The organism is Micromonospora sp. NPDC048169, from assembly GCF_040652815.1.
In the GTDB taxonomy this organism is placed as follows: domain Bacteria; phylum Actinomycetota; class Actinomycetes; order Mycobacteriales; family Micromonosporaceae; genus Micromonospora.
This window is the reverse complement of record NZ_JBEZMS010000014.1, coordinates 96,201-109,967: the sequence shown is the minus strand read 5'-3', so window position 1 is coordinate 109,967 and position 13,767 is coordinate 96,201. Positions and strand designations below refer to the sequence as shown.

Annotated in this window: 14 protein-coding genes; 10 read left to right on the top strand and 4 right to left on the bottom strand. The window is 74.8% G+C overall.

The genetic code is table 11. The features are described 5' to 3' along the window. Positions 1–171 precede the first annotated feature (171 nt). The 5 genes from AB0D28_RS15165 to AB0D28_RS15145 all read left to right on the top strand — a co-directional run bounded on the left by AB0D28_RS15165 (position 172) and on the right by AB0D28_RS15145 (position 4,512). The gene (locus AB0D28_RS15165; protein WP_357386068.1) at positions 172–1,464 is read left to right on the top strand and encodes an AAA family ATPase; all 1,293 of its coding nucleotides are present in this window, start codon (positions 172–174) and stop codon (positions 1,462–1,464) included. Positions 1,465–1,539: 75 nt separating this feature from the next. After that, complete coding sequence (locus tag AB0D28_RS15160) at positions 1,540–1,776, top strand: hypothetical protein (RefSeq protein ID WP_357386066.1); 237 nt, start codon at positions 1,540–1,542, stop codon at positions 1,774–1,776. Between the two features lie 56 nt (positions 1,777–1,832). Continuing rightward, a complete protein-coding gene (locus tag AB0D28_RS15155; RefSeq protein WP_357386064.1) occupies positions 1,833–2,138 on the top strand; it encodes a DUF6403 family protein in 306 nt (101 codons plus the stop codon). Further along, the gene (locus AB0D28_RS15150; protein ID WP_357386062.1) at positions 2,135–3,484 is read left to right on the top strand and encodes a hypothetical protein; all 1,350 of its coding nucleotides are present in this window, start codon (positions 2,135–2,137) and stop codon (positions 3,482–3,484) included. The genes AB0D28_RS15155 and AB0D28_RS15150 overlap by 4 nt, the downstream gene beginning before the upstream one ends. Continuing rightward, on the top strand, positions 3,481–4,512 hold the full coding sequence (locus AB0D28_RS15145; RefSeq protein ID WP_357386060.1) for a hypothetical protein: 1,032 nt from the start codon (positions 3,481–3,483) through the stop codon (positions 4,510–4,512). The genes AB0D28_RS15150 and AB0D28_RS15145 overlap by 4 nt, the downstream gene beginning before the upstream one ends. Before the next feature lie 27 nt (positions 4,513–4,539). Here the strand turns inward: AB0D28_RS15145 and AB0D28_RS15140 are convergent, their stop codons facing one another. Both AB0D28_RS15140 and AB0D28_RS15135 read right to left on the bottom strand, forming a co-directional pair. Beyond that, entirely contained in the window at positions 4,540–5,106 is a 567-nt protein-coding gene (locus AB0D28_RS15140; protein WP_357386058.1) for a snapalysin family zinc-dependent metalloprotease, read from the bottom strand. A 67-nt stretch (positions 5,107–5,173) separates the two neighbouring features. After that, positions 5,174–5,944 carry an SDR family NAD(P)-dependent oxidoreductase gene (locus AB0D28_RS15135; protein ID WP_357386056.1) on the bottom strand — a complete coding sequence of 257 codons (771 nt, stop codon included), beginning with the start codon at positions 5,942–5,944 and terminating at the stop codon, positions 5,174–5,176. A 99-nt stretch (positions 5,945–6,043) separates the two neighbouring features. Between AB0D28_RS15135 and AB0D28_RS15130 the strand changes: the two genes are divergently transcribed. The 5 genes from AB0D28_RS15130 (at position 6,044) to AB0D28_RS15110 (ending at position 11,837) form a co-directional block, all read left to right on the top strand. Next, positions 6,044–6,892, top strand: coding sequence for a helix-turn-helix transcriptional regulator (locus tag AB0D28_RS15130; protein WP_357386054.1), 849 nt, complete (start codon positions 6,044–6,046; stop codon positions 6,890–6,892). A 133-nt stretch (positions 6,893–7,025) separates the two neighbouring features. Next, the gene (locus tag AB0D28_RS15125; protein ID WP_357386052.1) at positions 7,026–7,736 is read left to right on the top strand and encodes a hypothetical protein; all 711 of its coding nucleotides are present in this window, start codon (positions 7,026–7,028) and stop codon (positions 7,734–7,736) included. Between the two features lie 13 nt (positions 7,737–7,749). Next, positions 7,750–8,010: a hypothetical protein gene (locus tag AB0D28_RS15120; RefSeq protein WP_357386050.1), complete on the top strand. Its 261-nt coding sequence runs from the start codon at positions 7,750–7,752 to the stop codon at positions 8,008–8,010. Then, positions 8,007–8,414, top strand: coding sequence for a hypothetical protein (locus AB0D28_RS15115; protein ID WP_357386048.1), 408 nt, complete (start codon positions 8,007–8,009; stop codon positions 8,412–8,414). Before AB0D28_RS15120 ends, AB0D28_RS15115 begins: the two co-directional genes overlap by 4 nt. Before the next feature lie 42 nt (positions 8,415–8,456). After that, a complete protein-coding gene (locus tag AB0D28_RS15110) occupies positions 8,457–11,837 on the top strand; it encodes an AAA family ATPase (protein WP_357386046.1) in 3,381 nt (1,126 codons plus the stop codon). A gap of 45 nt (positions 11,838–11,882) precedes the next feature. On the opposite strand, the gene AB0D28_RS15105 is transcribed toward AB0D28_RS15110, so the two are convergent. After that, complete coding sequence (locus tag AB0D28_RS15105; protein ID WP_357386044.1) at positions 11,883–12,737, bottom strand: ABC transporter permease; 855 nt, start codon at positions 12,735–12,737, stop codon at positions 11,883–11,885. Next, on the bottom strand, positions 12,734–13,747 hold the full coding sequence (locus tag AB0D28_RS15100) for an ATP-binding cassette domain-containing protein (protein ID WP_357386042.1): 1,014 nt from the start codon (positions 13,745–13,747) through the stop codon (positions 12,734–12,736). Before AB0D28_RS15100 ends, AB0D28_RS15105 begins: the two co-directional genes overlap by 4 nt. Positions 13,748–13,767: the final 20 nt, after the last annotated feature.

Below are 13,767 nucleotides of genomic sequence, written 5' to 3'. Positions count from 1 at the left end.
CCCTAAGCTGGCGGATCGATCGGGTGTCGCTGACGCTACAACGGGCGGCGGGGCTCGTTGGCGAGCCTTCCGTGACGGCTACCACTCTCGGCCCTCATGCTCGGAGTCCTACCCGGCACGTGTTAAGAAGGGGCCCCGCCTCTACCGGAGACGTTAAAAGGGGGCCCTTCCTTGCACGAAGCCGAGCAGGTGATCCAGCGTGTGCTGCGGGATCTGCGCGACGGCACGCACCGCGGCGTCGTCGTGGACTCGCCACCCGGCGCGGGGAAGTCGACCCTCGTGGTCCGCGCCGCGATCGAGACGGCCGCCACCGGCGACCCGCTGATGATCGTGGCGCAGACCAACGAGCAGGTGGACGACCTCATCGACCGGCTCGGCCGGAAGGCGCCGGAGCTGCGCGTCGGGCGGCTCTCCGCGACCGACTACCGGCCCACCGAGCGGGTCACCGCCCACCCGGCGGTCCGGGTCGCGGCGAAGGTCGCCGACCTGGGCGGTCCGGCGGTCACCATCGGTACGGCGGCGAAGTGGGCCACTGTCACCGAGGGCAGCTGGCCGTGGGCGATCGTGGACGAGGCGTACCAGATGCGCGCGGACGCGCTGCTGCGTGTGGCGGGACGGTTCGAGCGGGCGCTGTTCGTCGGTGACCCGGGGCAGCTCGATCCGTTCAGCACCGTGGAGACGTTCCGCTGGACCGGTCTGACCTGGGACCCGATGCAGTCGGCGGTGGCCACGCTGCTGCGCCACAACCCGGAGCTGCCGGTGCACCGGCTGCCGGTGTCGTGGCGGCTGCCCGACTCGGCGGCGCCTGTGGTGTCCGCCGCGTTCTACCCGTTCACCGGGTTCCGCGCCGGGACCGGGCCGGCCGACCGGGCGCTGACGTTCACCGAGCCGGGCACGGGTGACGCCTACGACGCGTCGGTCGAGGTGGCCGCCGCGACCGGCTGGGCGTTGCACGAACTGCCGGCCCGGCACACCGTGCGTACCGACGCCGAGGCCGCTGCGGCCTGCGCGGAGCTGGCGCTGCGGGTGCTGGCGCGCGGCGCGGTCGCGGTGAGCGAGGCCGCGCCGGGTGGGGCGCCGGTCACCGCGGACCGGATCGCCGTCGGGGCCGCGCACCGCGACCAGGTCGCGGCCATCCGGTCCCGGCTGGGCGCGGCCGGGGCGGGCATCACCGTGGACACCGCAAACCGGCTCCAGGGCCGGGAGTACGACGTGACGATCGTGCTGCACCCGCTCTCCGGCCGGCGTGACGCCACGGCGTTCCACCTGGAGTCGGGGCGGCTCTGCGTGCTCGCGTCGCGGCACCGGCACGCCTGTGTGGTGGTGGCGCGGGCCGGGATCGGTGAGCTGCTCGACGCGTACCCGTCGACCGAGCGGGTGCACCTGGACGTGCCGGTGAAGTTCCCGGACGGTTGGGAGGCCAACCAGACGGTGCTGACCCACCTCGATGCGCACCGGGCGTGACGAGGGGCCGTCGCGGCATCATCGGCGGACCGTTCGGGTCTTCCGGCTTTTCCGGGCGGTGGGCACGATGGCCGGATGCATCCTCACGACCCCTACCAGCAGGATCCGTACCAGCACCAGCCGTACCAGCAGCAGCCGTACTATCCGCCGGCGTACGTGGAGCAGCCGAGCGAGGGGATGAGCAGGTGGGCGGTCGTCCTCTGGGTGACGGTGCCGGCGCTGCTGGTGATCCTGTGCTGTGCGGGGTGTGTCGTCTCCGGGTTCGCGGGCGGGTTCATGGAGGGCTTCAACGAGGGCCGTTCGTCGTCGTAGGCGCCGCACCGCCGCCTCGGCGCGCGGCGCTGGCGCCGGTGCGTTAGACATGGATCATGACCGCGAGCGTGCTGCCCTGGCTGGGCGGGGGCCTGGTGGCGGTGGCCGCCGGTTTCCTCGCCGTTCTGCTGCCCCGGCGTCGCGCCCGGGCCGACGGCCGGCGGGTCGCCTGGTCGTCGGCGCGGGCGGCGATCCACGACGCCACGGTCAGCCGGGACGCCGCCCCGGTGGCCGTGCCGGAGGCCGAGCGGCTGCTGACCCGCGCCGAGCTGCTCGCCGCCGGGGGCGGCGGCGCCGACGCGGCCCGCGCGGCGGCCGAGCACGCCCGCCGCGCCGACGAGCTGTGGCGGGCCGGGCGATGACCGGGGTACGCCGGGAGCTGCTGCGCTGGTCGCTGCTGGCCGCCGCGGCGGCAGTGCTCGTGGTGTTCCTGGTGGCGCAGCGGCAGAGCGTGGAGGTCAGTTACGGGCGTTCCCCGTCGAGCGCCGCGTTGCCCGAGGGCTCGGCCGGGGAGCTGAGCGACGCGAGCGTGCCCTCGGTCGAGGAGATGACCGCGCTGGTGGCGGCCGACCCGGTGGTCCGGCTGCCGGGTGCGGTCGCGCGCTGGGACGAGCAGCGGGTCCGGGCCGCCATCGGTGACCGGGGCACCCGCATCCTGGTCGCCCCGCCCGGTCTGGACGAGGCCGAACGCCGGCGGGTGAAGGACGTGGAGAACGCCGAGATCCGGATCGTCGGCACCGAGGTCAGCGGCAGCATCTACGTGGCCTCGCCGGACGACGTGCCGGGCTGGCGGGCCCGGTTCGCCACCCGCGACGTGACCGGCCCGCTGCTCACGCTGCTGGCCACGCTGCACGAACAGCCCCTCCCGCCGGATCGCGACGACCTGCGCTGGCGCGAACCGGCCGGCCCGGAGCTGGCTCCGGTGGTCGCCGCGCTGCGGGCCACCGGCCGGTACGTGGGCCCCGGCGCCACGCTGGCCCGGCTGCCGGAGAAGGCCGCGGGCACCGCGTTCCCGGACGGGGCCTGGTTCGTGGTGCTGCCCGCCCAGCCGTACGGGGAGCCGCTGCCCGCGTACGGGCCGGCGCTGCACCGGCTCGCCCCGGACCAGCCGCTGGTGGTGATGTACGGCGACTGGATCGAGTACCACGGTCCGGGCGCGGCGGAGTTCGCCGAGGTGGCCACCGCGAGCTTCTACGCCCAGTTCGGCGCGCGGATCGGCCGGTACGCCTACCCCCAGCAGAACGTGCTCGGCACCTTCCTGGCCCAGGTCACCGACGTGCGGTACGCGGGGCTGTTCGACCGTCCGCTGCCGTACCGGCCGTTCGACCCGCTGCGGGTGGCGTTGCCGGCGCTGCCCTGGCTCTTCGCCGTTTGCGTGGCGGGTTTCGTGGTGCTGTCCATCCGTACCGTGCGGGGGTCCGGCGGCAGCCCGGCCGACGTGGGTCCCGCCGGCACGACGGCCCGGCTGGCCGGGCTCTCCGCGTTGGCGGTGGAGTTGTCGCTGCTCACCGACGCACGCAGCGATCCGGCGCTGGTCCGGGGCGTGGGCCGGTTGCGGGCGGCCCGGGCCGCGCTCGACGAGGGGCTGCCCGACCGGCACGTACGCGGACTGCTGGCCGACGCGGCGGCCGAGCTGGACGACGTGGCCCGGGACGTCCGGATGCCCGGCTACCGGCCGGACGTCTACCTGCGGGCGAGGCTGTCGTGAGCCGCGTCGCGAACCGGCCCGGGCGGGCGGTGGCCCCTCGTGGCGTGGCGGCGACCGGTCCGCGCCGGCTGCTCGGCCGCCTGATCGGCACCGCGTTCGGCCGGGCGGCGCTCGCCTGCCTGGCGCTGGCCGGCTGGGCGCTGTGGACCGGTGGCATCCTGGACGGGCCGGTCGCCCGGCAGGTGCGCGGCTCGTCTGTCTACGCGGCCCCCGGCGTGGACCTGGACCGGGCCGCCGCCGAACGGGTCATCGGCAACCGGCGGCTGGTGGTGCTCATCATGGAACCGGGCGCCGATCTGCGCGAGGCGTGCGCCGACACCGAGCGCGCCGCCCAGGGCACGCTGGTGCTGGCGATGAGCCGCGACGGCGAGGACTGGGACACCTACGGCTGTTCCCGCCTCGGCGGTGACCTCGGCCGGGCCGTGGTCACCGAGACCACCATCGGCAGGGGCGTGGACGCGTTCGTGGACCGGCCGGTCGAGGCGCTCAAGGTGATCGTGCTCAACTACGACCGGCTGGTCCGGGCCGGTCTGGTGCCGGACGGTGCTCGTACCATCAGCCCGTCGCTGCCCCGGTATCTGCTGGCCGGCGGCGCGGTGGCCGGGGTCGTCGCCGGTGCGGCGGTGCTCTGGTTCGGCGGCCGGCGGGCGGGCCGGCTGGCCGACGCGCGGCGGGCCGGGCGGGACGCGCGCGCCGACGAGCGGGCCGCGCTCGGCGCCGCCACAGCGGTCCTCGCCCAGCAGATCATCGACCTGGACGGGCGCGCGGGGCCGGTCGCCCCGGCCTACCGGCGGCTGGCCGCCGACTACGTCGGCCTGCTCGACGAGGTGTCCGGGCTGGACGGAGACGCCGGGGCGGTGCGCCGGCTCCGCGAGCGGGTCGAGGAACTGAGCGACCGCGCCGCGGCGCTCGCCGACGACGCCGCGTCCGGCCGGCGCGCGGGTGGCCGCAAGCCGGAGAAGGCGGCGGCCGGGAGGCCGGACAAGGCGGCGGGACGGCGCGGGACGCGCGGACGGGGCCGGCGGTGACCCGCCGACCCCGTCGTCACCGTGCCGTCAGCGCTGGGCGCCCACCGTCGCGGCGGCCGGCCAGCTGCCGGTGAAGACCTGGGCGGGCGTCGCGCTGCGGGCCGCGAAGCCGAACAGCGAGTCGACCCGGGAGGCCTCGGCGGAGCTGGGGTACGGGTTGGTGCAGCTCGTGCCGGCGCTGCCGCCGGACATCAGGATGGCGCAGTTGCCGTTGTAGTTGTCCGGCAGGCCGAGGATGTGGCCGATCTCGTGCGTCATGATGCGCAGTGCCGAGTACTGCTGGGCCTGGTTGTAGTCGATCACCACGCGGCCGTTGCCGAGGCTGGTGCGCTGGGCGTACGAGCCGCCGCCGTAGGTGTAGGTGATCCGCAGGTTGGACCCGCACTGCGCCATGTTGATGTTGTTGGTGTAGTTGTTCCAGATCGCCGCCGCCTGCACCGCCGTGTTGGCGAACGGGCCGGCCTGGCTGATGTTGTAGCAGACGTTGCGGACGGCGGCGGAGGCCGGAGCCGGGTTGACGGCTACCGCGCCGAGCGCTGCCAGTGTCGCGGCCGCGAGGGTGGCGAGGATCCGGGACAGCTTGGGCTGACGCATGGTTCACACTCCTTGGGATGGGGGGTGAGCGGAACGCCGCAAGCCTATAGATAGCCGTCTATCGATATCAAGGGGTGGACGCGTGCGGGTCGGCCGCGTTGATCGCGGCCACGACCTTGTCGTAGTCCCCACGCGCCTCGGCGTGACGAAGGAACTTCACCCGCTCGACCTGGATCTCCGTCGCGTCCGGCTGCGCCTCCAGCAGCGACATCACCTCGGACGCGAACTCGTCCAGCGGCATCGCCGTCTCGTTTGTGTCGTGGCCGGGCAGGAGTTCGGTGCGCACCGCGGGCGGTACCAGTTCCAGCACCCGTACGCCGGTGCCGGCCAGGTTCAGCCGGATCGACTCGCTGAGCATGTGCATCGCCGCCTTGGAGGCGTTGTAGCTCGGCGTGACCCGCAGCGGCACGAACGCCAGGCCGGAGGAGACGGTGAGGATGGTGGCGTCGTCGCGCTGCCGCAGGTGCTCGACGAACGCGGCGATCAGCCGGATCGGGCCGAGCACGTTCGTGGTCACCACCTCCTCGGCCGAGGCGAGGAAGGTGTCCGGCGAGCGCCAGTCCTCGATCCGCATCACGCCCGCCATCGTCACGAGGACGTTGAGGTCCGGGTGCCGGGCCAGCACCCGGTCGGCGGCGGCGGCGATGCTCGCCGGGTCGGCGGTGTCGATCGTGACGGTGTCCAGGCCGGGGTTCGCGGCGGCGATCTCGTCGAGCAACCCGGTACGCCGGCCTCCGACGATCACCGTGTTGCCCCGGTCCCGCAGGGCGAGCGCCAGGGCCAGGCCGATTCCGCTGGTGGCGCCGGGAATGAAGATCGTGTTTCCGGAGATGTCCATGCGCCAAGCCTGCGGTGCGCGGCGGCGCGGGTGAAGAGATCCCGGATCGGGGGATCGCGGATCCCTGGTTCCCGGCGGCGTACGGCGGATACTCGGATCATGGACCGCCAAGCCCTGGCCGAATTCCTGCGCCGCCGCCGGGAGACGCTGCGCCCCGGCGACGTCGGGCTGCCCGAGGGCGCCCGCCGCCGGGCGCCCGGCCTGCGGCGGGAGGAGGTCGCGTCGCTCGCCGCCATGTCCACCGACTACTACACCCGGCTGGAGCAGCGGCGCGGCCCGCAGCCGAGCCCGTACATGCTCGGCGAGCTGGCCCGGGCGCTGCGGCTCAGCGCGCACGAACGCGCCTACCTGTTCCGGGTCGCCGGGCACAGCCCGCCCGAGACCGTCGCCACCACCGGCCACGTCGCGCCGGCGCTGCTGCGGGTGCTGGACCGGCTGTCCGACACACCGGCGCTCATCCTGTCCGACCTCGGCGAGACGCTGGCGCAGAACCAGCTGGCGGCCGCGCTGCTCGGGGACCGCTCCGGCCACACCGGGCTCGCCCGCAGCGAGGTGTACCGCTGGTTCACCGACCTCGCCGAGCGGGAGCGCTACCCGGTGGAGGACCGCGACCGGCAGAGCCGGGCCCAGGTCGCCAACCTGCGTGCCGCGTACGGGTCGATGGGACCCCGGTCCCGCGCGGGCGAGCTGGTGCGGGCGCTCTGTGCCGCCAGCCGGGAGTTCGCCGAGCTGTGGGAGCGGCACGAGGTGGCGCAACGCTTCGCCGACCACAAGACACTGATCCACCCGGAACTCGGGCCGATCGAGCTGGACTGCCAGGTGCTGTTCACCGAGGACCAGTCGCAGGCGCTGCTGGTGCTCACCGCCGCGCCGCGCAGCGAGGACGAGGAGAAGCTGCGGCTGCTCGCCGTACTCGGACACGAACGGTTCCCCTCCACCGCCACGTGAACGCGGCACAGGAACCGTCGTTCACGCCGCCGGGAATCCGTGGGATTCCTGTCAATCTCCCGTCACGCAGGGTGTTTAACTGATCTGTTCCGGTCGATAGCGTCGGGCCACTGCCGTCGACGAAGGGCCGACGATGAACGACAACGGACACCCGCTCAACCGCCGGCGACTGCTCGCCGGCGCTGCGGCGGCCTCGGCGGTCACACTGACCGGCCTGACCGTCGCCTCCACCACCGGCGCCGCGGCCGCCCCGGGCCGCGCCGCGGCGCCGCTCGTCTCCCGGGACCGCATCGCCACCGCCGCGCTGCGCGCGCCCGACGGATCCGCGCCAGCGGTCGCCGTCCAGGACGACTTCCACGCCCGGCTCGCCGCCTGGCTCGCGTTCTGGTCGGCGAACTCACCGTCGGCGTGGAGCGTGCCGGTGCAGGTGGTAGCCCGGATCGAGGCGGCCGGCGACGCGCTGGTCCTGCACGCGATCCGGTACCGCCGCGACGACGAGCTGCGCGCCGGCTTCGCCGCCGGCCGGCGGGACACCACCCACCTGGCCACACTGGCCAGCCTGCACCACCACTTCCCGAGCGTGCGGGTCCGCCCGGACGGCACGATCCGGGTCGCCGACGGACCCGCCGGGTTCACCGGGTCGCCGGAACAGGTCGCCTTCGCTGTCGCCGCCTGCCGCGAACTGTGGGGCGACGCGGCGGCTACCGCCGACCGCTGGGCGGAGCACGCCGCCCGGGTGCTCGCCCGCACCGGGCACCGCACGCCCGCCGCCTCGCACGCCGGGTGGGCGGCCTTCACCCGCACCAGCCTGCGTCGCGGGCTGGGCACCGAATCGTACGAGTGACCGGAGGAAGCACATGGCCCGCAACGAGTTCCGCTTCGTGGTCGACGGCGTCGACCTGAGCCCCGAGCAGCACAACGTGATCGCCGCGGAGATCCAGAAGGCCGGCCTGGCCGCCCTGCGTACCGCCGATGCCAGGCTGACCAACCCGCTGACCCTCGGTCACGGCAACATCAAGCTGCGCGGCGAATGGAAGGGGCTCTGGGTGATCGACGGACCGCTCGCCGACGAGCTCGGGCAGAAGATCAACGACATCGGGTTCTGGATCCAGCGGTGACCGACACCGCCCCGCCGGCCGGCACGCCGGAGCGGATGTGCCCGAGCACCCCGGCGTCGAACGCCACGGTGTTCCTCGGCATGATCACTCCGGCGGGCCGGGTGGCCTACGTGACCCCGGCCGTACCGGCCGAGGTGGCGCTCGCCGGGCTCGGCGACTCCGAGAAGCCGATAGAGTCGCGGGCCCGGCTCGCCGGCCCGTGCGTCACCTCGTCCTGTGGCTTCTGGACCGGCTCGCACTGCGGGCTGGGCGCCCGGCTCACCGCCTCGTACGCCGAGGTCGCCCCGCCCGCCGAGGAGGCGCTCCCGAAGTGCGCGATCCGGCGTACCTGCCGCTGGTTCGCCGAACAGGGACCGGCGGCCTGCCCGGCGTGCTCGCACGTGGTGACCGACGCGCGGGTCTGAACGACAATCCTTGTCGGACCCCTCGACTAGCGTCGTGAGGTCATGGAGCCGGGGTTCGGCCGACACATCATCGGGCGGGAGCATCACGCTGGGCTGTTGCGTGCCGAGGTGGCCCGGCTGGTCGACAGCCACGGCGGCCTCGTCCTGGTCGGCGGCGAGCCGGGCATCGGCAAGACCACGCTGGTCTCGGCCGCCGCCGACGAGGCCCGCCGCGGCGGGGCGCTGGTGCTCGGCGCCGCCTGCTGGGACTCCGACACCGCCCCCGACTACTGGCCGTGGCTTCAGGTGTTGCGCCGGCTGACCCGCTCCGCCGACGACCCGGCCGTCGCCGGTGCCGCCGACGCCGGGCTGGCGGCACTGCTCGGCGAGCGCCCCGCCACCGGATCGCCGGGCCCCGGTGGCGGCGGTCCGAACGGCGACAGGGATCCCGGCGGCGACGCCGTCCGGGACGGGGGCGGCGGCGACGGTGTCCTCGCCGGTGACGAGGGCCGGGCCGAGTTCGACAGGCACGACGCGGTGACCGCAGCCCTGGTCGCCGTCGCCCAGCACCGCCCGGTCGCCGTGGTCCTCGACGACCTGCACTGGGCCGACCCGGCGTCGCTGCGGCTGCTCCGGTTCGTCACCCAGCACGCATGGTTCGAGCGGCTGCTGCTGATCGGCACCTACCGGGACGCCGAGGTCGAATCCGGCGAGCACCCGCTGCGAGGGCTGCTGCTGCCGCTGACCGCGAAGGCCACCACCGTCACGCTCACCGGGCTGCGCCGCGCCGAGGTGGCCGCGCTGATGACCCGCACCGCCGGCCGGGAGCCCGACGCGAGCCTCGTCGACGAGGTGCACCGGCGCACCGGCGGTAACCCGTTCTTCGTGGAGCAGACCGCCCGGCTCTGGCACACCCACGGCCTGACCGACACCGTCGCCCCGGGCGTCCGGGAGGTGGTGCGCCGCCGGCTCGACCAACTGCCAGCCCCGGTGGTCGAGGCGCTCACGGTGGCGGCGGTGCTCGGCCGCGAGTTCGACGGGCGGACGCTCGCGGCCTGCGTACCCGCTCCGGTAGCGCAGGTCGACCGGCTGCTCGGCCGCGCCGCCGCGGCCCGGCTGGTCCTGCCCCGCGACGGCGGCCGGTTCGTCTTCGTGCACGACCTGGTCCGCGAGACGCTCTACGACGGGCTCGCCGACGACGAACGGCGGGCCCGGCACGCGGCTGTGGTGCGCGCCGCCGGCCGGTCGGACGCGCTCGCCGGCGCGCTCAGCCCGGCCCACCTGGCCCGGCACGCCTGGCTGGCCGGCGCCGAACTGGACCCGGAACGCGCCGGTGACCTGCTGCTGGCCGCCGCCCGCGACGCCGGGGGCCGGATCGCCGTGGACGAGTCGGTACGGCACTACCGGCGCGCGCTCGAACTGACCGGCGAGCCCGGCCGGCGGGTCCGGGTGCTGCTGGAACTGGCCGGGCTGCTGCACCACGCCGGCCCGCCGGCCGAGGTGGAGCGGCTGCTGGCCGAGGCCGCCGCGCTGGCCCGGGACCTGCCGGATCCCGGCGTGCTGACCCGGGTGGCGCTCATCGCCCACCGGCAGCACTCCGCCACCCGCCGCCGGCTCGACGCCGCCGAGCTGGTCCGGGAGGCGTACCGGCGGTTGATCGCGGAGCCGGACCCGGAAAGGCCGGTACGCGCGCTGGTCACCGACCTGATCACCGCCACCGAGACGCTCGCCCGGCACGGCCGCGACGACGAGGCGCTCACCTTCAGCCTGTGGGCCCGCCACGACACGACCTGGGGTCTCGGCACCGCGCAGGAGCGAGCAGTGGTCACCGCCGAGATCCGGGAGGTGGCCCGCCGCGGCGGCGACCGGGAGACCGAGCTGTGGGCCACCGCGCTGCGCTGGGTCGCGTTGCTGGAGCTGAGCGACCCGGACTACCGGCACGAGCTGAGCGCGTTCGTGACCGGCGCGCGACGCGGCGACGTCGCCCGGCAGCGAGTGGCGGCGCTCGTGGACACCGCCATCATCGCCGCCTTCCACGGTGACCTCGCCGCCGCCGAGGCGGGCTTCGCCGAGGCGGAGAGCTACCGCGAGCCGGGGCACTCCGACCACGCCTTCATGACGCACCACGTGCGCTGGTCGATTCTGCTGCTGTACGGCCGCCTCGCCGAGGCCGAGGCGGTGCTCGACCGGGTGGGCACCGGGCACCCGCAGGTGGAGCTGCTCCGGGCGATCACCGCGGCCGAGCGCGGCGACGCGACCACGGTGCTGCGGCTCACCACCGCGATCGAGGCCGCGGGAACCGCGTACCCCCGGCCGGTGTCGCCGTTGTGGCTGCGCCTGCGGGCGCAGGCTGCGGCAGTGGACGGCGACCCGGCGCGGTGCGCGGCGGTACGCGCCGACCTGGCCCCGCACCGCGGGCAGTGGGCGGCGGCGTTGTTCGGCTGCGACATCGTCGGCCCGGTCGACCTGTGGCTGGGCGCTGTGGACGCGGCCGAGGACCGGTGGGACGACGCTGTCGACTGCTACGCGGCGGCCTGGGACGCCGCCGACCGGCTGGGCGCCCGACCCTGGTCGGTGCTGGCCCGGGCCGCTCTGGTGGGCGCGCTCGCCGGGCGCGACGGGCCGGGCGACGCCGCCGAGGCGCGGCGGCTACGTGCCGAGACGGTGGCCGAGGCGCGGGCGCTGGGCATGGTCCAGGTGGTCGACCGGCTGGGCGCGGCAGATCCCGCCCCGGCCGCGTCCGCCATGGTCGCACCCGTGGCGCTCCGGTCCGGCGCGGGCGCTCCGGCCCTGGTCGCCGCGTCGTCGCCGGCCGGCCGGCGGGCCGCGTCGGGCCTGCTCCGGGCCGGTGCCGTCCACGGGCGGTCGCCTGACCCCGGCGCGGGCGCGAGTGTGGCCGGGCCGGAGTTCCGCCCGGACGGGCCGGTGTGGCGTCTCGCGTACGACGGCGTCGTGGTGCACCTGCCCGACGCCAAAGGGCTGCACGACCTGCGGCTGCTGCTGGGCCGGCCCGGCGTCGACGTGCCCGCCGTCGAACTGCTCGACCCGGCGGCCGGTCCGGAACTCGTGGCCGCGCGTCGTCTCGGGTCCGATCCGGTGCTCGACGACGAGGCGAAGGTCCGCTACCACCGGCACCTGCGGCGGCTCGACGAGGAGATCGACCGGGCGGCGGCGCGCGACGACGGGCGGCGGCTGGCCGAGCTGGACGCCGAGCGCGCCGCGCTGCTCGACCAGTTGCGGGCCGCCGCCGGGCTGGCCGGGCGCACCCGGCGCCTCGGTGACCAGGCGGAACGGGCGCGCAAGGCGGTCACCGGGCGGATCCGGGACACCCTGCGCCGCATCGACGAGCGGCATCCGGTGCTCGCCGCCCACCTGCGCGAGTCGGTCACCACCGGGGGCGCCTGCCGGTACCGCCCGCCCGAGCCGGTGCCCTGGCGGCTCTGACCGCCGAGGTGGCGGGGCCGGCCGGGCCCCGCCACCGTTGTCGCGTCAGCGGCGGTTGTAGCGGTACATCGTCAGCGTGCCGAACACGACCAGGAAGAACGCGCTCCAGAGCAACATCCACATGGTGCTCGGGCCGTCCATCGAGCCGGCCATCGCCGCGCGGACCGAGGTGACGAGCTGGGTGATCGGGTTGATCTTGACGAACGCCTGCAGCCAACCGGGCATGGTGGACGGCTCGACGAACACGTTGCTCAGGAACGTCAGCGGGAACAGCACCATCATGCTGGTCCCCATCACCGACTTCTCGCTGCGCAGCACCAGGCCGAAGAACGTCCACACCCAGGAGAACGCGAACGAGAAGACCACCAGCAGCCCGATCCCTGCCAGCACCCCGAGCAGCCCGCCGTCGGGCCGGAAGCCGAGCACCACGCCCACGGTGAGGATGACCACGGCGGCCAGGACGTAACGCAGCACGTCGCCGAAGATCATCCCGACCAGCGCCGACGGCCGCCAGACCGGCAGCGTACGGATCCGGTCGAAGACGCCCTTCTCGATGTCGCTGTTCAGCCCGACCCCGGTGTACATGGTGATCATCACGACGCTGGTGACCATGATGCCGGGCAGGAAGAACTGGAGGTACGCACGCGGGCTGTCGGCGAGCGCGCCACCGAACAGGTACGTGAACATCAGCACCATGATGATCGGGAACGCGGTGACGTCGAACAGCTGCTCCGGCACGTGCTTGATCTTCAGCAGCGCGCGCCAGCCGAACGTCAGCGACGCCGACAGCGGGCCGGGCCGGGCCGGTCGTTCGGCCGGGGCGAGCACAGTGGCCAGCGCCTCGGCGGACGGCACGTAGACGGACGGCGCCCGCCCGGTGGTGATCGCGGTGTCGCTCATCGCGCCGCCTCCAGTTCGTCGTCCCGCTCGTCCGCCGGGACGGCCGGGTGGTCGGTCAGGGCCAGGAAGACCTCGTCCAGGCTGGGCTGGCCGAGGGAGAAGTCGTCCACCACGATGCCGGCGGCGGCCAGCTCGCCGAGCGCACGCGCCGCCTGCGCACCGGCCTCCAGGTCGGTGCCGTGCTCGCCGACGCGCGCGGTCAGCGCCACCGGATCGGCGGCGAGCTGCACCGGTACGCCGAGCGACGCCCGCAGCACCTGCTCGGCCTCGGCCCGCCGCCCCGGATCGCGCAGCCGGATGTGGACGCTGCCCGCGCCGACCGACGACTTCAGCTCGCCCGGGGTGCCCTCCGCGATCACCCGGCCGTGGTCGACCACAGCGATCCGGCCGGCGAGCTGGTCCGCCTCGTCCAGGTACTGCGTGGTCAGCAGCACCGTCGTGCCGTACGCCACCACGGCCCGTACGATCGCCCACACCTGGTTGCGGCTGCGCGGGTCCAGGCCGGTGGTCGGCTCGTCGAGGAACAGCAGGTCCGGCGTGTTCAGGATGCTCGCGGCGATGTCGATGCGCCGCCGCATCCCGCCGGAGTACTTCTTCACCTGCCGTCCCGCCGCCTCGGTCAGCCCGAACGCGGCGAGCAGCCGCTCGGCCCGGTCCCGGGCGCCCGCCCGGCCCAGCCCGAGCAGCCTGCCCAGCAGGACCAGGTTCTCCGCGCCGGTCAGGTCCTCGTCCAGCGAGGCGTACTGGCCGGTCAGGCTCACCCGGGAGCGGACCGCGTCGGCCTCACGCACCACGTCGTGCCCGAAGACCCGGGCTGTGCCGCCGTCCGGGCGCAACAGCGTCGCCAGTACCCGTACGGCGGTGGTCTTGCCGGCGCCGTTCGGGCCCAGCACGCCGTAGACGGTGCCGGCGGGGACCCGCAGGTCCAGCCCGTCGAGTGCCCGGGTCGAACCGAAGGACCGGACCAGGCCCTCGGCCTCGACGGCCAGGCCGGTGTTCCGGTTGCTCATGAATCGCTACCTCTCCTCGT

Coding starts and splice junctions, on each gene's coding strand:
- AB0D28_RS15160 (WP_357386066.1), top strand. CDS start 1,540: ATGCATCCTCACGACCCCTACCAGCAGGATCCGTACCAGCACCAGCCG.
- AB0D28_RS15155 (WP_357386064.1), top strand. CDS start 1,833: ATGACCGCGAGCGTGCTGCCCTGGCTGGGCGGGGGCCTGGTGGCGGTG.
- AB0D28_RS15150 (WP_357386062.1), top strand. CDS start 2,135: ATGACCGGGGTACGCCGGGAGCTGCTGCGCTGGTCGCTGCTGGCCGCC.
- AB0D28_RS15140 (WP_357386058.1), bottom strand. CDS start 5,106: ATGCGTCAGCCCAAGCTGTCCCGGATCCTCGCCACCCTCGCGGCCGCG.
- AB0D28_RS15135 (WP_357386056.1), bottom strand. CDS start 5,944: ATGGACATCTCCGGAAACACGATCTTCATTCCCGGCGCCACCAGCGGA.
- AB0D28_RS15130 (WP_357386054.1), top strand. CDS start 6,044: ATGGACCGCCAAGCCCTGGCCGAATTCCTGCGCCGCCGCCGGGAGACG.
- AB0D28_RS15125 (WP_357386052.1), top strand. CDS start 7,026: ATGAACGACAACGGACACCCGCTCAACCGCCGGCGACTGCTCGCCGGC.
- AB0D28_RS15120 (WP_357386050.1), top strand. CDS start 7,750: ATGGCCCGCAACGAGTTCCGCTTCGTGGTCGACGGCGTCGACCTGAGC.
- AB0D28_RS15110 (WP_357386046.1), top strand. CDS start 8,457: ATGGAGCCGGGGTTCGGCCGACACATCATCGGGCGGGAGCATCACGCT.
- AB0D28_RS15105 (WP_357386044.1), bottom strand. CDS start 12,737: ATGAGCGACACCGCGATCACCACCGGGCGGGCGCCGTCCGTCTACGTG.
- AB0D28_RS15100 (WP_357386042.1), bottom strand. CDS start 13,747: ATGAGCAACCGGAACACCGGCCTGGCCGTCGAGGCCGAGGGCCTGGTC.